The following is a 21,923-nucleotide window of genomic DNA, read 5'->3' as shown; positions in this document are numbered from 1 at the left end:
AGCCAGAGAACTTGCGCAGATATGCCATTATAATAATGATTCTGCTCCTATTAGTACCGGCTGCGGGTCTTAGTGCCAAAGGGGCTGCTCCGCAGGACAAGATTCAGCTTGCTTTTGCCGGAGACATTCTGCTGGACGGTTTTGTCGGCGAGCAGATTGCCAAATACGGGGTCAATTTCCCGTTCGTCAAAGTAGCGCCAGTGCTGCAGAAGGCCGATCTGGCTTTTGCCAATCTGGAGACACCGGTCTCCGTGCGGGGAGATGCCGCCGAGAAAATGTTCGCCTTCCGCTCTAAGCCGGCAGCATTGGCAGGACTGAGCTACGCAGGAATTGACGGAGTATCCCTGGCGAATAATCATATTCTGGATTATGGACAAACCGCCATGCTCGACACGCTGATTCATCTGGACAGAAATAAGATCGGACACACAGGGGCAGGCGCGAACATACAACAGGCTTTTAAACCTTACACCAAGACGGTCAAAGGCAAGCGGATCGCCATGCTGGGTGTAAGCCGGGTATTGTCTGATCCTTCCTGGTATGCAGGCAAGAACAGTCCGGGTGCGGCTTCCGCCTATACAGCGGAGCCTCTGCTGAGTGCGATTAAGCAATCAGCCAAGGACAACGATTATACCATTGTCTATATTCACTGGAATGAGGAGTTCAAGGACTACCCTGAACAGTACGCCCGGACTCTGGCGAAACAGATGATCGACAGCGGGGCCGATATTATCCTCGGGGCGCATAGCCATTGTCTGATGGGGATCGAATATTACAAGCATAAGCCGATCTACTATTCGCTGGGCAATTTTGTGTTCAACCGCTCTACACGGGGCGGGGACAAGACGCTGCATTCGATGCTGGTCAACTTCACGATCAGCAATTCCGGGGTGACGAGCAGTATTACTCCAGTCAAAATCATTGGCGGGCAGCCCAATTTCATGGGTGAAGCCTATAACAAAGAGACCTACAAGCTGCTGAATCAGCTCTCCTTCAATGCGAAGATCACAGCGGGCGGAGCGGTCAGCGAGAAGCTCTGAAGCAACAGGGAGTGCTGAGGATATACTGAATAGCCCGGAGAAGCAGACTTTTCTTCTCCGGGCTATTTGCATTGGAGCCAGGTCATATTCATTTTGTGCTATTCATTATTAGCATTGTACTAACGGCGTAAAGCTAATCTACTCTACAATATGAATATTAGTTCATCAAGGAGGTTTTTGCAGAAGTGAGTATGGGAACCGTAAGAACCAAAGTCAAGTTTGATGAGAACTGGGGCTTTTATAAAGGGGAGCTCCAGATTCCTTATGCAGTCAAGGGTGGAATGACAGGCGGTATTACAGATACGGGTGCTCTCCGGGAGGGGGAGTGGCTGGATATTGCTTTTAATGATAAAGGAATGGGTGAGCAGCAGCTGGAATGGACCGCACTCAGCCTGCCGCATGACTGGTGTGTGGAGCAGCAGTATGTTCCGGATGAAATGCTTGGCGCAAGGGACGGCAGCCATGGTTATCTTCCGGGCGGTACAGGCTTCTACCGCAAAACCTTCGAGCTTCCTGCAGACGCTGCAGGCAGTAAATGGACGGTACGCTTTGACGGAGTATCGGGCACCAGCACGGTATGGGTTAACGGGCATCTGATCGGCTCGCATCACGGAGGATATATAGGGTTCAGTTACGATCTGTCGGATGTTCTCCGCTATGGCGGGGAGGGCAGTAATGTCATTCTGGTCAAAGTAGATGCTAGCGAATGTGAAGGCTGGTGGTATGAGGGCTGCGGCATTTACCGTCATGTCTGGCTGGAGAATACGGACCGCCTGCATGTAGCTGAGTATGGAACCTATATAACGACACCGGAAGTGGCCAAAGAGCAGGCCGTAGTCAACATCCGCACACGTCTCCGCAATGATTATACTGAGGGCCTGCCGGTATCGCTGCGCACGGTGATTTATGATGCGGATGGAATACAGATCTGTGCGGATTCAGCGGATGCTTATGCGGACTGGCATGCTGAGACGGAGATTGAGCAGAGCTTTGAGGTGAATCAGCCTATGCTCTGGGGTACGGAATCGCCGTATTTATATAAGGCGGAATCGGCTGTTATATATGAAGGGAAAGAGATTGACCGGTATGAGACGCTGTTCGGCATCCGCAGCATACGCTTCGATGCGGAGGAAGGCTTCTTCCTGAACGGAGAACCGCTGCTCATCAAAGGGACATGCAACCATCAGGACTTCGCCGGGGTCGGCGTAGCGCTGCCGGACAGCCTGATCGAATACAAGCTTAGACTGCTGCAGGAGATGGGCTCCAACGCCTACCGCAGTGCCCACCATCCTCCAGCCCCCGAGCTGCTGGATATCTGTGACCGGATCGGCATGCTGGTAATGGATGAGAACCGCAAGCTCGACAGCAGCCCGAATGGACTGAGCCAGTTGGAGCGGATGCTCCTCAGGGACCGGAATCATCCCTCAGTAATCATCTGGAACCTGGAGAATGAGGAGGTTCTTGAAGGTACCGTGACAGGTGCGCGGATACTGAAGACACTCGCGGACCGGACCCGCCGGATCGATCCGACCCGCCCGACCTCTGCGGCGATGAACCATGGCTGGAACGAGAATGGCTATAACGATGTGGTAGAGATTACTGGCTATAATTATGGACACCGGGAGACCCATAATATCGACATCCGTGACCACGGGTTATATCCTGTGCGGCTGATGATCGGCAGTGAATGTGCCAGTTATACGGCAACCCGGGGAATCTACGAAGATGATCCGGTCAAGGGCTACTGTTCCGAATATGGCACGAACATTCCTTCCTGGGGCTGCACTCCGCAGCAGGCGTGGAGTGATCTGGTGAATTACCGTTTTCTGACCGGCGTCTTCATGTGGACCGGATTCGATTACCGGGGGGAGCCGACCCCTTATCTGTGGCCGTGCATTAACTCGCATTTCGGGCTGATGGACACCTGCGGGTTCCCCAAAGACAGCTATTACTATATGCAGGCGGTGTGGAAGGACGAGCCGATGGTTCATGTGCTGCCGCACTGGAATTGGCCGGGCTCGGAGGGGAAGCCGGTTGAAGTGCGCGTATTCTCCAACACCGAGACGGTGGAGCTGAGTCTGAACGGCAGAAGTCTGGGCGAACAGCAGGCAGATAGAACCGGGTATTTATCGTGGGAGGTCATCTATGAGCCGGGTGAGTTAAAAGCTATCGGCAAACGCGGCGGCCTGGCCATTGCCGAGAAGGCTGTAGTCACAGCAGGCCAGCCGTACCAGATCGCGTTGTTCCCTGACCGGCTGGAGGGCCGGGCGGATGGCTGTGATACGATCCCGGTCCGCGTGGCTATTCTGGACAAGCAGGGTTATGTCGTTCCTGCGGCCGACAACGAGATCCGGTTTGAAGTGTCGGGAGCGGGAGGTCTGCTCGGCGTCGGCAACGGCAATCCAAGCAGCCATGAGCCGGACAAGTCTCCGCTGCGGCGTGCTTTTAACGGCTGGTGCCTGGCCTTGATTCAGGCGTCACCGGAAGCGGGCTCCATCCAGGTTCGGGCGGTGTCCACGGGACTGGCCTCTGCGGAAGTGGTGCTGCAGGTGACTGCGGAATAATCATAAGACGAGAAGTGAACTTGTGGAGCGGCTATTTATTTCCGGCGGGTGGAACGATAATATATAAGATGAACCAATGAAGATAACAAAGCGAGAAGGAACGAAGGGGGATTCTGGAACTGTAGGAGCGGTAGCGACCGCCTTTGTCACCGGATTTCCACCGCGAACAGCGGTATAATTTGAGGAATCTGGAGACAACAGCGGCCGGAAGTCCAAATATTCACCGCAGTGACGGCTGAGCCTTACGTAATTTCTTAGGTGCATTTTATATATAAATAACGAATTCCATGCAGAGGATGTCCCGCGAATGATGCCTAAACTGAAGAAATACATGCCCTTCACTTATAAAATGATGATTCCCTACCTGCTGCTGGTCCTGCTGACCGATGTATTCATCGGTTACATTTCGTATTCCATGCTGACTGATTCCAGAACAGAAATGGCCGAGTCCAACATCAAGACGGGAATGGAGCAGGCAAGGAACAACATCCGCTATCAGATGGATGAAATTCAGCGGATGTCGGACAACCTGTTCGGCAGCCAGCCGTTTCAGCGGGCGCTTGAGCAGAAAGGGACACCGTTTGAGATCTATCTGACTATGATCGATGAGATTGTTCCCCAGATCACCGCACCGCTGCAGCTGTTCGGGAACAAGATCCGCTTCATGCTCTATACCCCGAACAGTGATCTTAATATTGTATCGGGCGATAATCTGGGTGAGCCGATCTATGACAGCGATTATTATATTCTGCCCTTTGAGGACATCACGGGCAGTGAATGGTACCTGTCGCTTAAGGATTCGAAGCGCGATAATTTGTGGCTGCAGATTGATACCGACCAGAAGCTGGGTAATCTCTCCCATGTCCGCAGGCTGGTCAACTTCAGTGATTACAAAACGGTGATCGGCTATATACGCATTACGGTCTCCCTGGAGGATCTGTTCGGCGGCTTCGATACCTTCCCTGTGGAAGAAGGGATTACCCTGCGGCTGGTTGAAGAGACTACGAATTCGATTCTGTTCCAGCGCGGAACCGCCAATTATGACGATGGCCGGCAGAACTTCCTCAGTCTGCATGAGCAGATCCCGGGCAGTAATTTCGTTATTGAGGCGCTCGTCCCGCAAAAGTATCTGACCCAGGATGCCGGCCGTCTGCGCAAAGTCATTATTGCAGTCTGCTCGCTCAGCTTCCTGGTTATGACCCTGATTGGGTACGTGGTGGCGCGTATTTCCGGGCGTAAGATGAGCCGTATTGTAGGCTTGGTCCGTTCCTTCCAGGAGGGGAACTTCCAGAAGCGGATCCGCTTCTCCGGCAATGATGAGTTTGTGCAGATCGCGGACTCCTTCAATGATATGGCCACCAACATTCAGGGGCTGATCAACAGCGTATATGTGCAGGGGATTCAGAAGAAGCAGGCGGAGCTGGAGGCGTTGCAGGCGCAGATTAATCCGCATTTTCTCTACAATACACTCTCGACGATAAGCAGCCTGGCCAATCTGGGCGAAATCGGCAAGGTCACGGAGATGGTCCAGGGCCTGTCGCGTTTCTACCGGCTGACGCTGAACCAGGGCAATGTGTACATTGCCCTGGAGAAGGAGCTGGAACAGGTGGCGACTTATCTGGAAATCCAGCGGGTCAAATATGCGGATACCTTCACTCTGTATGTTGATGTGGACGAGGAGATTATGCAGATGCAGGTCATTAAGCTGCTGCTGCAGCCTTTTGTGGAGAATATATTCAAGCATGCCTGGTTTGGCGAGTCCATTGCCATCCGTCTGACAGGCCGGAGGGTCGGCAGCAGTATTGAGCTGAAGATTATCGACAATGGAATCGGCATGCGTCCGGATGTCGTTAAGAAAATGATGCAGGGCAAGGGACAGTCCGGCGGTTACGGGGTGAAGAACGTCAATGAGCGGATCAAGCTCAGATACGGTGACGCATACGGTGTGACGATTGCCAGCTTCTACGGAGGAGGGACAACCGTCCAGCTGCTTCTACCTGCCGGGGTTCAGGATCATGAGGACCTGTGAGGAATTTCGCTGACTGGTTAAGGGCAGAGCATCTTGTATAAACACAGGAGGAAATGATTGCGATGAGTATCAATGTATTGCTGGTTGACGATGAAGCTATCGATCTGGAGTGGCTGCGGCGAAGGGTGCTGGCAAGCCCGCTCGATATTGCAGTAATAGGAACGGCGAACAGCGGCTTTAACGCACTTAAGATCATGGAGCAGGAACGGGTCGATATTATCCTGTCAGACATACGGATGCCCATTATGACCGGAACGGAGTTTGCGCGCAGGGCTAAGGTCATCCATCCCAAGGTCAAAATCGTCTTCATCAGCGGCCATGAGGATTTCAGCTATGCGAAGGAAGCTATTGAGATCAATGCTTCCGGCTACTTGCTGAAGCCTGTTGAAGATAAGGATTTGTACGACATGCTGGACGCATTGTGCGGAGCTATGGAGAAGGAAAGGGAGCAGAACCGTTCCTTCAGCGAAGCGTTGTCCCTTGTGAACAAAGAGCTCATCCTGCGCTGGTTCGAAGAACCCTCGCCTGAACCCGCTGAGCCGCATCTGCGCAGTGCCCTTACCCCGCTTCTGGTGAAAGGGGCGGCGGCTGCACTTGTCGAGATCGATGATCTGGAATGGAAAATGCGTGATCTGTCCGAGGAGGATGCGCGCGTGAAGACGCGGCAAATGGCCGGGGTGATCAAATCCTTTGTGGAGGACGGGAAGCTTGGTACGCTGATTCCGGTTCATCATCACCGGTTTGTCATTCTTTGCAGCCTTCCGCAGGACAGCTTCATGAACATGCTGGACGAACTAATCCGCAAGATGGCAGAGTCCTCACCCTGTACGTTAACCGTTGGTGTCGGACGTTATGCCCAAGACGAAGCGGGACTCCACGAATCCTACCAGCAGGCACAAGCCGCGCTCAGCGCGAAGTGGCTGCTCGGGAAGAACCGGCTGATCCGGGATAATATGGAGTCTTCGCCGCGCGGGACACCGGGGGCCCGGATGGAACAGACTGTGGTGAAGCTGCTGGAGGCAATCATTCAATATGATCTGGTGGCCATCGACGACCAGCTGCTGGAGCTGTTCACGAGTGCAAGCAAGAAGGATGTCTATGAGCTGATTATCCGCATCACCTCCAAGCTGCATGCGGATCTGCAGCAGCAGAATGAGAATCTGTATGAGCTGCTGCAGTGGGAGTCGCATCAGCCGGATATTCTCTTCCAGTTCGAGACGATTCACGATATCCTGTCCTGGATGCGGCGCAGATTCTTCGAGCTGTCGGAGCTGCTGTATGTGAAGCGGCAGCGGCAGAAGCGTAAGCTGATCGATGATATTATGAATTATGTGGAGGAGAATCTGGAGAAGAAGATTACCCTGAAGGAGGTAGCCGCCCATTTTGACTTCACACCGAACTATTTAGGTTATCTGTTCAAGGAAGAGTACGGGCTTCCTTTCAGTGAATTCGTGAATGAGCGTAAGACGGGCCGGGTCTTCGAGCTGCTGGGCGATCCCACACTCAAAATCTATGAGATTGCCGAGCGCATGGGCTATAAGAACATTATCTATTTCAATCGGCAGTTTAAGCAGATCACAGGCATGACGCCGGGAGAGTACCGCAAGAAACAGAAAATATAGCCTGCCAAACGTTTCCAGTCCGGTTTTTATAACCGGGGGGAACGTTTTTTTGTTTTTGGGGAATGGTATATATTAACCGATCGTTGAAAAAGTATTACTTTTAGTTGCTGGGCTTAATCCACACGGGGAAAGCGCTTCTTTATAATAAAGCTATAGAGAAAAGGGATTGTTGGAAAGGGGATTCAAGATGAAACAGAAACAACATGGATTCTGGGATGATGTGAAGAAGTACAGATCCTTGCTCCTCATGCTTGTACCGGCGGTATTGTTCTTCCTGCTTTTTGCTTATATACCCATGTCAGGCATTATACTGGCCTTTAAGCAATACGACTACACGGGCGGGGTCTTCGGCAGCCCATGGAACGGATGGGACAACTTTAAATTCTTCTTCAATTCTGGTGACGCCTGGCGCGTAACACGAAACACGGCGCTGTACAATATTGCTTTTATCGTTGTGAATAATGTGGTTCAGATCTTTGCGGCGATCCTGCTGTTCGAGGTTGCCGGCAAATGGTTCCGGAAAATTACCCAAACGGTATTGTTCCTGCCTTACTTCATTTCCTGGGTTGTGGTTGGTGCCATTGCCTACAACCTGTTCAACTTCGACGTTGGTACCATCAACGTATTGCTTAAGGGACTCGGCATGCAGCCGGTGGACATCTATAATACCGCTGCCTACTGGCCGGTAATCCTGGTGGTCGTATCCGCGTGGAAGACGCTGGGCTATGGTACAATCATGTATCTGGCCGCGATCACCAGCATTGATACTGAGATGTACGAAGCGGCTGAGATTGACGGGGCGAATATTTTCCAGCGGATTATGAAGATTACGGTTCCGAACCTGATGCCTACTGTCATCATTCTGGTGCTGCTGGCTATCGGTAACGTCTTCCGCGGGGATTTCGGGATGTTCTACAATATGGTCGGCAACAACGGCCTGCTGTTCTCATCAACCGACGTCATCGACACCTTCGTGTTCCGCTCACTGACTACTTCCAATGAGATCGGAATGTCTGCTGCGGCCGGCTTCTATCAGTCCCTGCTTGGTTTCGTAACCATCATGCTGGCTAACTATGCCGTTCGTAAATACGATAAGGATCGTGCTCTATTCTAGGAAAAGGAGGTCAACTGAAATGAGTTCAACTACTGCAAACATGAAAACTCCGGAGGTTATCCGGAAGCGCGGCAATAAAGACAAGATGATACTGTCCATTATCGGCTACGTGACGCTTACTGTGCTCGCTATATTCTGTATCTTCCCTTTCATTCTGGTCGTGTCCTCCTCTTTGAGTGAGGAGAGCACGATTATCGAAAAAGGGTTCCAGATCTTCCCGTCCTCGTTCTCGACAGAGGCCTACAGCCTGCTGTTCAAGTATCCGGAGGAAATGCTTAGAGCTTACGGCATAACCATATCTGTAACCGCCATAGGTACATTATTCGGATTGTTCCTGACTTCGATGACGGCCTACGTGCTGTCCCGGAGAGATTTCAAATGGCGTGGCCGTTTCTCCTTCTTCTTCTTCTTCACGACACTGTTCAGCGGCGGTCTGGTCCCCTGGTACCTGATGATTGTCAACTATCTGCATCTTAAAGATACATTGCTGGTGCTGATCCTGCCTTTGCTGATGAACGTGTTCTATATTATCGTCATGAAATCGTTCATGAGCAGCATCCCGGATGCCATTACAGAATCCGCCAAGATTGACGGCGCAGGAGATTTCCGGATTTTCATGCAGCTGATTGTGCCTTTGTCCAAGCCTGCCCTGGCTACCATTGGCCTGTTCATTGCTCTGGCCTACTGGAATGACTGGTACAACGCACTCTTGTTCATCTCCAAATCAGAGCTGATGCCGCTGCAGTATTATCTCTACAAAATGCTCGGAAATATGGATGGCATGCGCAAGGCGATGATGGCCTCCGGCGCAGTTGTGAATACGGATCTGCCTACGGAGAGTCTGAAGATGGCCATGACCATTGTGGCGACAGGACCGATCCTGCTTGCTTATCCGTTCATCCAGAAATATTTTGTAACCGGACTTACAATTGGTGCAGTCAAAGGATGAACACAGGGCAACCTGGTTATCAATATAAACCCAATACTATTTTGATTTAGGGGGAACATCGGTCATGATGAAAAATAAGACAAAAAAGCTTACAGTTACGCTGGCAACAATGATGGCGCTGGGTACCATTCTCAGTGCATGCGGCGGCAATAACAACGCCAATACAGGTGCAGAGGCTACGAAAGCTCCGGCAACGGCTACAGAAGGGGCAGCTACGAATACCGGCGCTCCGGACACATCCAAAGAAGTGAAGCTGAAGATGCTGCTGATCGGCGGCCAGCCGGGGGACTACGACAAGGTGTTCGGAGAGCTGAACACGAAATTGAAAGAAAAAATCAATGCTACCGTGGAGACTGAATTCCTCGACTGGTCGGATTGGACACAGAAGTACCCGCTGAAATTTGCGGCTAATGAAGATTTTGACCTTGTGTATACTGCCAACTGGGCACTCTATAACGATCAGGCGCTCAAAGGCGGTTTCCTGGAGCTGACGGATGATCTGCTGTCGACTTACATGCCGCAGACTTGGGAAGCGATGCCTAAAGTCAACTGGGAGCAAGCCAAAGTGGACGGCAAGCTCTACATGGTTCCTAACAACAACGTTGAGGTTACCGACAAAGTAGTTCTGTACCGTGAGGATCTGCGCAAGAAATACAATCTTCCTGAAATCAACAGCCTTGAATCCTATGCCAATTACCTGAAAACAGTTGCAAAAGAAGAAACTGGAATTACCGCATACGGTGCCAAACCTGCCGACGGCTGGAAATGGCATGAGCTTGACCAGGCTACGCTGGAGCAGAACAATGACTGGAACCTGGTAGACGCTAACCTGCTGCCGCTGGCTTATAAGCTGGATGATGCAACCGGCAAAGTTTTCAACATCTACGACACACCTGAATTCAGAGAACTGCTTACCTACTACAAGGATCTTGCAGACAATGGCGTATGGTCCAAAAACGTAGTCAGCAACAAAAATGACGTATGGCAGGATATCAAAGCTGAAAAAGTTTCCTCCTACGCTCAGAACCTGGGTACTGTAGCAGCGAATGTATCTGAAATGCGCCGTGACAAACCGGATGTGGAGCTGGCGATTGCTGACCTTACTCCGGGCAAGAAGAAAATTGCAGCCATTTCGACCCAGAATGGGATGGCGATCCATGCTACTTCCAAGAACGTAGAACGCTCTCTGATGCTGATCGATCTTCTGCAGAATGACAAGGAAATTCATGATTTGACGATGTACGGTATTGCCGGAACCAACTATATTCCTGATGGCGACAAGAAATACACTGCAGGACCAGCAGCTGCCAACTACACGGGCTTCTCGAACTGGGGCTGGAACTCCCCGCTGAACCGTCAAGATTCGGCGTATCCGGTAGAAGCGGACAACATGTTCAACAGCTGGCAGTCCAGCATCTATCACTTCCCGCTTGAAACCTTTGTCTTCGACTCCACACCAGTGAAGAACGAAGTAGCCAACATCGGCAACGTGATGCTGCGTTATGCCATTCCGCTGGAATATGGCTTGATTGATGATCTGGATAAAGGTCAGGCAGATCTGATCAAACAGCTGAAATCTGCTGGTATTGACAAGGTGCAGACAGAGCTGCAGAGCCAGATTGACGCTTTCCTGGCAGCACAGAAATAATAACAAAATACAGGTGAAGCTAATGTAACGGCTTCCGGGCCACTCCAGAGCATAGCTTTGGGGTGGTTTTTTTTATAGACATTAACGAAGAAAACAAGCAAATTGCAGAGGAGCCGATCACATGAAGCATACGATACAAGCCCATATTGCCCCGAAGGAAATCTATCCGTCGACCCTGCGACTCGGGGGAAGCAACCCGGAGGGTGACCAGATCAGCTTCACCAATTACTACATGGAGCTGAACGGCAAGCCTTATTTCGCTATCTGTGGCGAGTTCCACTATTCGCGGTATCCGGAAGCGGACTGGGAGACAGAACTCCGGCAGATGAAGATGTCAGGGATCAATGTGATCGCCACCTATATCTTCTGGAATCATCATGAAGAAACAGAAGGGGAATTCGATTGGAGCGGCAACCGCAATCTCCGGAAGTTTGTGGAGCTGTGCCGCGATAACGAGCTATATGTCATCCTGCGTGTCGGCCCGTTCTGTCATGGCGAGGTCCGTAACGGGGGACTCCCGGACTGGCTGTTCGGGCGGGAATTCGATGTCCGCTCCAATGATGAAGGGTACCTGAGTTATGTAAGACGATTGTTTGCAGAGATTGGCCGGGAGGCTGATGCGCTGATGTACAAGGATGGCGGGCCGGTGATCGGGATTCAGCTGGAGAATGAATTCAATGCTGCCGCTGCGCTCTGGGAACAGACGGCGAAGCAGGGGGACGAATATCTTAGCGGCGGAATAGGCGGTGAGGAAGGTGCAGCACATATGCGCCTGCTCAAGGAGTATGCGGTGGATTCCGGCCTGATTGCCCCGATTTATACCAGCACCGGCTGGGGCGAGGCGCCGTTCCTGGAAGATGAAGTCCTGCCGCTGTATGGCGGATATGCCTATACCCCGTGGAGCATCAGTGACCCGGGTCAAACCCAGACACCGACACCTGAATATGTATTCGTGAATTTCCATGATGATCAGGCCCAGGGAGGAGAGTTCAATCCGCCGTATCCCCGGACGAAGTATCCGTTTGCCTGCTGTGAGATGGGCGGCGGCATGCAGACCTGGTATCTGTCCCGGTTCCAGGTAGAACCGGAAAGTGTACTGGCCATGACCCTGATGAAGCTTGCCGGCGGCTGCAACTTTATCGGTTATTATATGTTCCATGGCGGCACGAATCCGGTGGGCAGAACAGGTTACCTGAACGAGAGCACAACGCCTAAGCTGACGTACGATTTTCAGGCACCGATTGGCGAGTTCGGACAGATCCGTGAGTCTAACGGCTTGCTGCGCCCGCTGCATTATTTCCTCCGCCAATTCGCAGACCGGCTTGCCCCTATGGCAACCGTGCTTCCGGAAGGTGCAGAGGCGGTTACTCCTGATGATGCGCATACGCTTCGTTATGCCGTCCGCACGGATGGCAGTTCCGGGTTCTTATTCGTAAATAATTATCAGGATCATGTAGAGATGGATGAGCATAAGGGTGTTGTATTTGAAGTTAAGCTTGGGGAGGAGGTCCTCTGCTTCCCGCAGCGGAGTTCGCTGACCGTCAAGCCCAAGGCTTCATTCCTGCTGCCGTTTAACTTTGCACTGGACGGACTGAACCTGAAATATGCAACGGCCCAGCCGGTCACCGCTGTGGAATCTGCTGAAGCCATCACCTATTTCTTCGCGATGCCGGAGGGTATGGATGGTGAGTTCCTGCTGGATGCGCAGGACGGTATTCTCAGTGTATCAACCGATGCCGGAACGATTGAGGGGAACGGCAGCAGCTACAACGTGCTCATTCCCCATCAAGTGTCCTCAATGATCGTAATTAAACGCGACGGAGCCCGGGAAGTCCGGATTTACGCGATGAGTGCCAAGGATGCTGCAAAGCTGTGGGAGCTGGAGGACGGCGGTCAGAGCCGGATTGTGTTCTCGGAGGTTCCGCTTGTTCAGACCCGGGAGGGTATTGAATTCCTTAGTAGCGGGCAGAATGCCTTCAAGTTCCGTGAATATGCCGGTGGAGCAGTGGCACCAGCCACGCAGTGGAGTACGGTGCAGGCTGAAGCAGCTGTCAGCAGACGGACGGAAGGCTGGTTCCAGATCTGTGATGTAGAGGTTCCGCAGAAAGAGATCGCACTCACCACGCGGCGTCTTCACGACCATAAGCTCGCGCTTCAGCTGCCTGAGGATGTTCTTCAAGGAGCTGAAGAAGTGCTGCTGAGCATTGATTACACAGGCAATGTGGGCTATGCCTTCGCCGGCGGGCAGCTATTCCATGATCATTTCTATAATGGCCTTCCCTGGGAGATCGGCCTGTCACGTTTCCGCGATGTCCTTCGCAGAGGTGAGATCATCCTCGAAACTACGCCGCTCCGCACGGGTGCTGTAACTGTGGCCGCCGATGCAGCCATGGCGGTGGAAAAGATATTCGAGGGTGAAGCGACCGCTATGTTCCACAGCGTAACGGCTACGCCGGTGTACCGGGTTGCGCTTAAGCTGCAGGAGTTGGCGGATGGGGAGAACTAAGGGGTAAGGCCAAGATTGATATACGATATAGAGAAAATGTGGATAAGAGCAGGACAGAGAAGTGAACGGTGAAGTATTGTGCAACAGAGAGTAATGCTGGACGGAGTAAGGAAGGTTGAGGAGCAGAAAGAGCGGTTGGTTGTAGACTGTATATGAGGTGGATTAGCAAAGGCATGTAAAGTAGCAGGAATATCCGGCTGATTGTCTGGAGTGGACGAAGCATGTGGACGGCGGTAAAAGATTTATGAGTAACTTACGAACTATGGCTTCTATTGGGAAGCAACGATAGGCCTCACCATTCTTTTATATGTCCTTACTTGGAAGGCAAACGATGGGAGTTGTTGAAAGGGGAGGGAGTGGCGGAGGTCATGCGGACTGTAGGGACGTTATTATACTCAAAAAGCTGCATTCTCCGTCCATGCGGACAGAGAAGCCGATAAGCTCCTGATTTCCCGCCGTTTCGGAGCCGAAACAGCAGGATAAGTGCATCTGAGCCACAACAAAAAAAGAGGCCATTATTGGCGAAATAAAGTAAAGTAATCTGAGAGACTATAATAAAGTCCGCTACGCCTTGCTGGCGGGCGGGCTTTTATTCTGTATAGGGAATTATGATAATCGTCTGTTGTGGATAAGATTCTCTGGAATTTGGAGCAGCACCGTTTGAAGGACGAGTGTGTGCCTGATCAGGCACACAAGTTGGCAGCATGGGCAAATCAAAGGGATAAATCCCTCTGATTTCTTTGAGTGCGGGCCAAAGGAGCAAATGAGGGGCACTAGTGCCCTTGAATTCCCAGAATGAGAGCCAAAGGAGCAAATGAGGGGCACTAGTGCCCTTGAATTCCCAGAATGAGAGCCAAAGGAGCAAATGAGGGGCACTAGTGCCCTTGAATTCCCAGAATGAGAGCCAAAGGAGCAAATGAGGGGCATTAGTGCCCTTGAATTCCCAGAATGAGAGCCAAAGGAGCAAATGAGGGGCATTAGTGCCCTTAAATTTACATAAGCTGCACAGGCCAGATAAGCCGCATAAGCTCAGCTCGATTCACCCATTAGAGTGACTTTTGTGTTTAAGATTTGCAGAACCTTTTCCAGCTTAACCAGCGGAGAGGACGGAACGATTGTGTACAAGCGGGAGCGGCCGCCTGAAAGCTTTCCGCAGGAAAGCCCACTTCGGAAGCAGCAGCAGTCTCCGGATTTTCACCACTAAGAAGAATAAATAAAATCTGGACACAAGAGCGATGGGAACAACGGACCGTTCACGCAGCGTCCTCATAAAACGCATATGTAGATCCTGCACAACACCAAAAGGCACGGCCCAAGCGATAGTCCGCTTAGCCGTGCCTTATTTGTCTCCGGCGAGGGGGAGGAGCATGACTAGAGATCAGCCCTTAACAGCCCCGGCAACTACGCCTTTGACGATGTATTTTTGCAGGAAGATGAAGACAACGATGGATGGCAATACGGCCATTACCATGGCGGTCATGGCATACTGCCAGTCCGAGGTATATTGACCGACGAAGGTGTAAGCGGCCAGCGTTAATGTCTTCGTATCCGGCGAGCCGTTAACCATCAGCAGCGGGAGCAGGAAGTCATTCCAGATCCACATGACGTCGATGATGACGATGGTGGTGGTTACCGATTTCAGCAGCGGGAAGATCACACTGAAGAACAGGCGGAAGCCGGATGCGCCGTCGATGGTCGCACTCTCATCGATCTCAGTCGGGATTCCCTTCACGAAGCCGTGGTAGATGAATACCGCCAGCGGTGCGCCGAAGCCCCAGTACAGCAGGCCTAATCCCCAGGTACTCTCTGACAAGTTCAGGTTCTTGGCGGTCTGCAGTACAGTCAGCATGATCGACTGGAACGGTATCAGCATCGGCATAATGCATAGGAAGTACAGGACGCCGCTCCATCTGGACTTGGTCCGTGCCAGCTTATAGGCGGCGATGGAGGAGATGAACACGATGCCGAGCAGGCCGACGCCGGTAATCACGAAGTTGTTCAGGAACAGCCGCGGATAGTTGATGAATTTCCAGACATAAGAGTAGTTGCTGAAGGTCAGATGCTTCGGCAGCGCGATAACGTCGGTCATGACCTCGCTGAAGCTTTTTAACGAGTTAATAATCGTCAGGAACAGCGGATACAGGAACAGCAGAGACAATATGACCAAAACAACTTCCAGTATGATCTTGCCTGCCTTGTTGTTGTTTGTTTTCATTATGCCTCAACCTCTCTCCGTTTGAAGACTGTCAGCTGGATGATCGTCACGACAAGTACTGCCAGGAACAGGATAAGCGCTTTGGCCGTACCGTAGCCGTACAGGTTGTTCTGGAACGTATCCCGGTAAATATCATAAGCGATACTGTAGGTAGTTCCGCCAGGGCCGCCGCCGGTCAGCGACAGAATGACGTCGAATACCTTGATCGAGTTGGTCAGCGCCATGAAGACTGATATCGTAATCGATGGGGCAAGCAGCGGCAGCGTAATGCTAAAGAATCTTCTCATCGGACCTGCGCCGTCTACAGTAGCAGCCTCCTTAAGATCTTCCGGCACAGACTGCAGTCCGGCAATGTAGATGACGAGATAGAAACCGATCGACTGCCAGATAGATACACCTAAGATGGAGATGAACGCTAGTCCCGGTGTCCCGAGCCAGCTTAAGTCGAAGATGGCCCAGCCGGTGCTCTCACCCAGTGAGTTGAAGCCCTGCATGAAGATGAATTTCCAGATGAAGCCGACAATCACAAGACTGAGGATATAAGGGATAAAGAATGCCGCTCTCAGCCAGGAGGTGCTCTTCAGCTTCATGTCCAGCAGCACGGCCAGCAGGATTGCCAGCACGTTGACGATCACAATGTAAAGGATTGCATATTTAATCGTGAACCAGGCCGCGTCGGAAAAGTTGGTATCGCCCGAGAAGATCTGTTTGAAGTTGTCCAGACCGACGAATTTGGGATGCTTGGAAATCCCGTTCCACTTGGTCATCGAATAGCGGATGGTCATGGCAAAGGGAATGTAGAATGCGACAGCGATACAGATCAGAACCGGGAGCGTAAAGATTCCGAATTCGAATTTCTCGCGCCATCTTCTGCCGAGTGTTTTTAACATGGATGCACCTCTTCTTGAGTTATAGGGTGGGAGTATTGTGCCTGGCTTGCCACACATAACCATTCCGGTTAGTCTATATTGTGTATTATAGATCAGACCCCTATACTCAAAAATGGATTTAAGAGTACAGTTAGGGGTAAAAAGGTGAACTGAGTCCGGATGACAAAAAGAGTCTGAGACCGGGCCCTGATACTGGCAGCGGGGAGACGGAGAACATGATTAGAAGAGCGCTGTACAAGCTGCTCGAGCCTTTGCTGGAGCGCATTTCCCGCAGGCTGGCCAACAAGCTGATTCTATTGTTCACCATTATCATCATTCTGGTGGTAAGCTCATTGACGTACATTTCCTATGGAATGCTCCGCAAGGAATCGGTCAACAACAGCATTGCGAGCACCAGCAACAATCTGCTGCTGGTCGGACGTAATCTGGAGAGTTACTTAAGCGGAATTGAACAATTGTCCCTGCCGCAGATCTCATATGATGAGTTCGCTTATGCCATCGTGCATGAATCAGAGGACTATGGCTCCAAGATGTATGTGGAGGATTATCTGAAGAATCTGTATTTCTCCCGCAATGACCTGGAAGCGGTCTACCTGTATGTGATCAAGGAGCACAAGTATTATTATGTCACCAAGGAGAACTATAATATTACCGTCCGGGTGACCGAACATCCGCCGATTGAGAATCTGTCCTGGTATAAGCGGGCACTGGCGAGTCCGTTCAACCGTTCTTATCAGTCTTTTGTGGAAGGAGCCCCGGCTGCGGAGAGCAGTGTGGATTATCCTGTTAGCAAGGACAAGGTCTTCATGGGCTATCATCGGCTGCTGCGTTCCATAGTATCTAGGGAGCCGCAGGCCGTACTGTCCCTGTATCTTAACTCGTCGGTGACCGATGAGATTATGAAGGATATTCCGTTCAGCACCGGAGAGCATCTAATGTATATCAGCCCGGATAATGAACCTTTTATGGTGGACGATAAGGAATTCTATCAGGGGAGCAGGAAGGCGGGGCTGCTGGACCAATTGACACCGGAGAAGAACGGGCGTGTGACGTGGTCGGATGAAGAACAGAAGTACCTGGTGATCTACGACATCAGTCAAAAAGAAGGCTGGAAGCTCGTTAAGCCGATTCCGTATACAGAAATCTATGCCGCTGCGACAACGACCCGCAAGCTGAGTGTATTCATCGGCCTGCTGTTCCTGGTATTGTCCGTGGTGCTGGTCAGTGTCACTTCGAACAGAATTACGCACCCGCTGAAGAATCTGTCGCTGCAGATGAAGCGGTTCAGTACGGGGAGCTTCGATGCTGAGGCAACGGTGGAGGGTAAGGATGAGATCGCCTATCTGTCACGCCATTTCAATAAGATGGTCGAGAAGACCAATGAACTGATTAATGAACGCTATAAAATGAAAATCGTTGAAAAAAACGCCGTCCTCAAAGCCCTGGAGGCCGAGATTAATCCGCATTTTCTGTACAATGCGCTGCAGGCCATCTCCACCAAGGCGCTGAAGAACAACAATGATGATATCGTCGAGATGGTCGACAATCTGGCCATGACGCTGAGATACTGCATCAGCGGACGGGATGTTGTGCAGGCCCGGGAAGAGCTGCGGCATATTGAGCGTTATCTGGCCCTGCAGAAAGCGCGGTTCGGCAGCCGGATGCAGGTCGTGTACGACTGGGATGAAAGCCTGATGGAGCTGAGGATTCCCAAGCTGTCGATTCAGACGCTGGTAGAGAACTGCATCAAGCATGCGCTGGAAAAGGTATCCACTACGGTTACCATCCGAATCGAGGCGCATGTTACCGCTGAGCGCAGTATCATTTCCGTGCTGGATGACGGGCCGGGCATTCGTGAGGAGCGGCTGGAGCAGGTGATGAGCTCTCTGCAGATCCAGTGGGAGGACCGCGATTCGGATGGGGAGGAAGAGGAAGGCAATGAGAGCATTGGCCTGAAGAACCTTAATACCCGGCTGAAGCTTCTATATGGAGAAGAGGCGGGACTAGTGATTCTAAGTAATGATCAGGGAACTCAAATGGATATGCGGCTGCCGCGGGGAGGAGTAGGACAACATGTATAAAGTGCTGATTATAGACGATGAGGAGCCTTTGCGCGAAGCGATCAATATTCTGGGAGACTGGAAGGGACTGGGTGTCGGACAGGTTCTGGAGGCGACAAATGGCCAGGCGGGGCTTGCGATGCTGCGCCGGGAGAAATTCGATCTGGTGCTGGTGGATATGAAAATGCCGGAGCTGAGCGGCTCCCAGCTGCTGCAGATCGCCGAGGAGGAGTTCCCGGACCTGCTGCTGATTGTGATCAGCGGCTACAATGATTTCGAATATACGCGCCAGGCGATCCGCTCCAAGGTGGTGGATTATCTCCTTAAGCCGGTTAACCGGACTGATCTTAACCATGCGCTGCGCAAGGCGGTGGACATACTCGAAGCGAAGCGGAAGCGGGAGAGTGAGTTCATCAACCGCAATATTACATTGAATATGTCTTTGCCGAAGCTGAAGGAGAAGATGTATTTGTCCATTATAGACCGCAGCTTCAAAACGCAGTCCAATGAAGCCTTCCTGCCGCTGATCGGTGCGGACGGGGCGGCCAGCCATTTCGCTGTAGGTATCCTGAGGATGCTTAATCTGGAGCAGGTGCGCAAAGAAAGATTCCATGAGGACCGGGATTTGCTGCATTTTGCCGTAACTAATGTAATGAATGAGAACAGTGACGGACAGTTTGAGTCGTTCAGCTTTGCCAGCCCCAAGGGGGAGCGGGAGTTTATCGCTATCTTTACGATGAAGGGCGGATACGGGGCGGACGCCGCCTTTCTGTCTCTGCATCATATGAAGAAGGCCGCAGCTACGCTGAAGGAGCTGTTCGGCATCGTCTGTGCCGGCGGAACAGGTGATCCCTACAGCGATCTCCTGAGTATTGCCGGTTCTTATGAGCAGGCCAAAGAGGCACTCGACCGGATTGACCTGCTGGGCATGAAGGGCAGCATGATCCTGCAGAGCGGCGGCAGCAGGATGGAGAAGCCGGCGTCCAGGGACAATCCTTCACTGACCGGACGGATGCCGCAGATCCGCAGCAGCCTGGAGAGCGGGAACGTGAACCATGCGCGTAATATTTTTAGCGAGTTCGTCTCCAAATGGAAGGATGCGGAGCATTTCACACTCGGTGAAGCGGACAGAACCCTGCAGGAATTCATTATTCTGCTTAATGAGATTGCTGCACAGCTGGATGCAGTGCCGCCGCAAATCCGCAGCAGCAAGGATAAGGGGCTGCACGCTCTGGGCATCCGCAGCGATTTTGCCTCCTTTGAACAATTTGAAGGTGTGCTGAACCGGATATTCGAGATGTATGCCGGGGAGATCAGCCGGACGTTATCCGGAGACCGCAGCAGCGTGCTGGAAAATATTAAAGCATACATTGATAACCATTATTTTGAGGATATTAAGATATCGATGTTCACGGATAAATATTTCCTGAGCAGAGAATACTTGATGAAGCTGTTCAAGGGGCAGTACGGATACGGCATTCATGAGTATGTGCAAAAGGTAAGAATGGACAAAGCCAAAGCACTGCTGTCTGATCCCGGCCTCAAAATTCAGGATATTTCCGAAATGCTGGGGTACAAGGATAAGAACTATTTCAGCAAGGCGTTCCGTAATTACTATGATTGTTCACCTTCTGAATTCCGGCTGCAGCTGCTGGGGTAGAAAAGTGAAACGGTTACATGAACACACTTTTTTACCCTCATAAGTTCACTTATGTACATTCTTATCCTTTTTCTTTTTATTTAGAATGATGAGCAAGACCACAAGATGCATAAGGAAAAGGGGGCAACATCATGTTAAAAAGATTTATGGCACTATCTGCGAGTCTGCTGCTCGTCGGCGGACTGCTGGCCGGTTGCGGCGGGAACAACAATAATAATGCCGCTAACAACACGGGTGGAACAAATGGAGCAGAGAATACAGCTACAGATTCTTCCAAGCCCGTCACGATTAATATGTTTACCGCATCTCCCGAGTACACAGACGCTTTCAACGCCTACATCGCTGAATACAAGAAGGTTAAGCCAAATGTAACAATCAATCTGGAAATTATGCAGGCTGACTACAATACGGTGTTGAAATCCAAAATTGCCGCAGGCAGCACGCCTGACGTGTTCCAGACTACCGCTGGTGGCGATATCGATACTTTCGCTGAATACAGTGCTGACCTGACCAATGAACCGCTGGCAGCAGCGATGACAGATGCTGTCCGCTCCAACATGAGCTCCACGGACGGTAAAGTACTGGGACTTCCGGTCAAAGGCAACCTGTTCGTCCTGATGTACAACAAGAAGCTGCTGGCAGATGCAGGCATCACTGAAGTTCCTAAGACTACCGCTGAAATGGATGACGCAATCACTAAGCTCGAAGCGAAAGGCATCACGCCATTCGCCAACGCCTACAAAGAGTGGTGGGTATGGAAGCATATCTTCCAACACTTCGTTGACGCTGCAGCAACTGATGCAGGTACTGACGCTAAAACACTCGTAGCTGATTTCATCGCCGGCAAAACGACCTTCGCGGATCATCCGGTGCTGAAGGATAACTTCTTCACCTTCATTGATACTACGGTAAAACACGGAACGGACAAGCCGCTGGAACGCGACAGCAATGCTGAAGTCAGTGACTTTGCCCTTGGCAAAACAGCATTCATGACCGGTAAAGGCGCATGGGATGAAGAAGCGATCAAGAAAATCACCCCTGACTTTGATCTGGGCATCGCCGGCTACCCTGTCAGCGACAAAGCTGAGCAGTCCCAGATCATCACCGGTGCCGACCAGGCGCTGCGCATCAACAAGGATTCTGCTGTAGCTGCTGAAACGATTGAATTCTTCAACTGGCTGTACACTTCCGAATACGGTAAGAGCTGGTTCTCCACAGTAGCTAAGGTTATTCCTCCAATCAAGGATGCACCGATGCCTGACCTGCAAATGCCTAAGGAAATGGAAGAGATCCTCAAAACCGAGAAATCCGGCGACCTGTCGGTGAACTATTCGCTGGATACGTTCCACCAGAAATTCGGTGAATTAATGCAGGCTTATATCGGCGGCAGCAAGACTAAGGATCAAGCGATTGACGAAATTCAAAAGGCCTGGATTCAATTCGGGTCCGCTCAATAAAAGCTTTAGTACCGGGAGGGCCTCCGAAGTAGATTTATTACTGAGGGGGCCTTCTTTCTATGTAACACGGATTTGTGGCGGTGGCGGGCAGAAGTGGCTATATGTAACTGCGGGATGTTTGGATTTCCGGCCGCTGTTAGGTTTGGATTTCCCGATTTAAACTGCTGGC

General features: G+C 51.5%; 13 protein-coding genes. 11 read left to right on the top strand and 2 right to left on the bottom strand.

Annotation, left to right across the window (positions count from 1 at the left end; genetic code table 11):
* The first annotated feature begins 35 nt into the window (after window positions 1–35).
* From MKX70_RS29140 to MKX70_RS29105, 8 genes are all read left to right on the top strand, one after another.
* Window positions 36–1,040, top strand: a complete 1,005-nt coding sequence (locus MKX70_RS29140) for a CapA family protein (protein ID WP_445323723.1) — start codon at window positions 36–38, stop codon at window positions 1,038–1,040.
* A gap of 191 nt (window positions 1,041–1,231) precedes the next feature.
* The gene (gene galA / locus MKX70_RS29135; RefSeq protein ID WP_340841713.1) at window positions 1,232–3,604 is read left to right on the top strand and encodes a beta-galactosidase GalA; all 2,373 of its coding nucleotides are present in this window, start codon (window positions 1,232–1,234) and stop codon (window positions 3,602–3,604) included.
* Window positions 3,605–3,911: 307 nt separating this feature from the next.
* The gene (locus MKX70_RS29130; RefSeq protein WP_340788799.1) at window positions 3,912–5,633 is read left to right on the top strand and encodes a sensor histidine kinase; all 1,722 of its coding nucleotides are present in this window, start codon (window positions 3,912–3,914) and stop codon (window positions 5,631–5,633) included.
* Window positions 5,634–5,695: 62 nt separating this feature from the next.
* A complete protein-coding gene (locus tag MKX70_RS29125) occupies window positions 5,696–7,255 on the top strand; it encodes a response regulator (protein ID WP_042234519.1) in 1,560 nt (519 codons plus the stop codon).
* A 187-nt stretch (window positions 7,256–7,442) separates the two neighbouring features.
* On the top strand, window positions 7,443–8,369 hold the full coding sequence (locus MKX70_RS29120) for an ABC transporter permease (protein WP_042135342.1): 927 nt from the start codon (window positions 7,443–7,445) through the stop codon (window positions 8,367–8,369).
* Window positions 8,370–8,454: 85 nt separating this feature from the next.
* Window positions 8,455–9,318 (top strand): carbohydrate ABC transporter permease, encoded by an 864-nt coding sequence (locus tag MKX70_RS29115; protein WP_442950514.1) that lies wholly within the window; start codon window positions 8,455–8,457, stop codon window positions 9,316–9,318.
* A gap of 67 nt (window positions 9,319–9,385) precedes the next feature.
* Window positions 9,386–10,966, top strand: coding sequence for an ABC transporter substrate-binding protein (locus MKX70_RS29110; RefSeq protein ID WP_340841712.1), 1,581 nt, complete (start codon window positions 9,386–9,388; stop codon window positions 10,964–10,966).
* A 121-nt stretch (window positions 10,967–11,087) separates the two neighbouring features.
* Window positions 11,088–13,472 (top strand): beta-galactosidase, encoded by a 2,385-nt coding sequence (locus tag MKX70_RS29105; RefSeq protein WP_340841374.1) that lies wholly within the window; start codon window positions 11,088–11,090, stop codon window positions 13,470–13,472.
* Between the two features lie 1,378 nt (window positions 13,473–14,850).
* On the opposite strand, the gene MKX70_RS29100 is transcribed toward MKX70_RS29105, so the two are convergent.
* The gene (locus MKX70_RS29100; protein WP_042234524.1) at window positions 14,851–15,687 is read right to left on the bottom strand and encodes a carbohydrate ABC transporter permease; all 837 of its coding nucleotides are present in this window, start codon (window positions 15,685–15,687) and stop codon (window positions 14,851–14,853) included.
* Window positions 15,687–16,577, bottom strand: a complete 891-nt coding sequence (locus tag MKX70_RS29095; protein WP_042234526.1) for a carbohydrate ABC transporter permease — start codon at window positions 16,575–16,577, stop codon at window positions 15,687–15,689. The genes MKX70_RS29100 and MKX70_RS29095 overlap by 1 nt, the downstream gene beginning before the upstream one ends.
* A 215-nt stretch (window positions 16,578–16,792) precedes the next feature.
* Here MKX70_RS29095 and MKX70_RS29090 point away from each other — a divergent pair, with 215 nt between their 5' ends.
* From MKX70_RS29090 to MKX70_RS29080, 3 genes are all read left to right on the top strand, one after another.
* Window positions 16,793–18,658: a sensor histidine kinase gene (locus MKX70_RS29090; RefSeq protein ID WP_042234529.1), complete on the top strand. Its 1,866-nt coding sequence runs from the start codon at window positions 16,793–16,795 to the stop codon at window positions 18,656–18,658.
* Window positions 18,651–20,297 carry a response regulator transcription factor gene (locus MKX70_RS29085; protein ID WP_042234532.1) on the top strand — a complete coding sequence of 549 codons (1,647 nt, stop codon included), beginning with the start codon at window positions 18,651–18,653 and terminating at the stop codon, window positions 20,295–20,297. Before MKX70_RS29090 ends, MKX70_RS29085 begins: the two co-directional genes overlap by 8 nt.
* Window positions 20,298–20,428: 131 nt before the next feature.
* Window positions 20,429–21,754, top strand: a complete 1,326-nt coding sequence (locus MKX70_RS29080) for an ABC transporter substrate-binding protein (protein WP_042234536.1) — start codon at window positions 20,429–20,431, stop codon at window positions 21,752–21,754.
* Window positions 21,755–21,923: the final 169 nt, after the last annotated feature.

Source organism: Paenibacillus sp. FSL R7-0312, assembly GCF_038004445.1.
Lineage (GTDB): Bacteria > Bacillota > Bacilli > Paenibacillales > Paenibacillaceae > Paenibacillus_AQ.
This window is presented reverse-complemented; position numbering and strand designations above follow the sequence as displayed.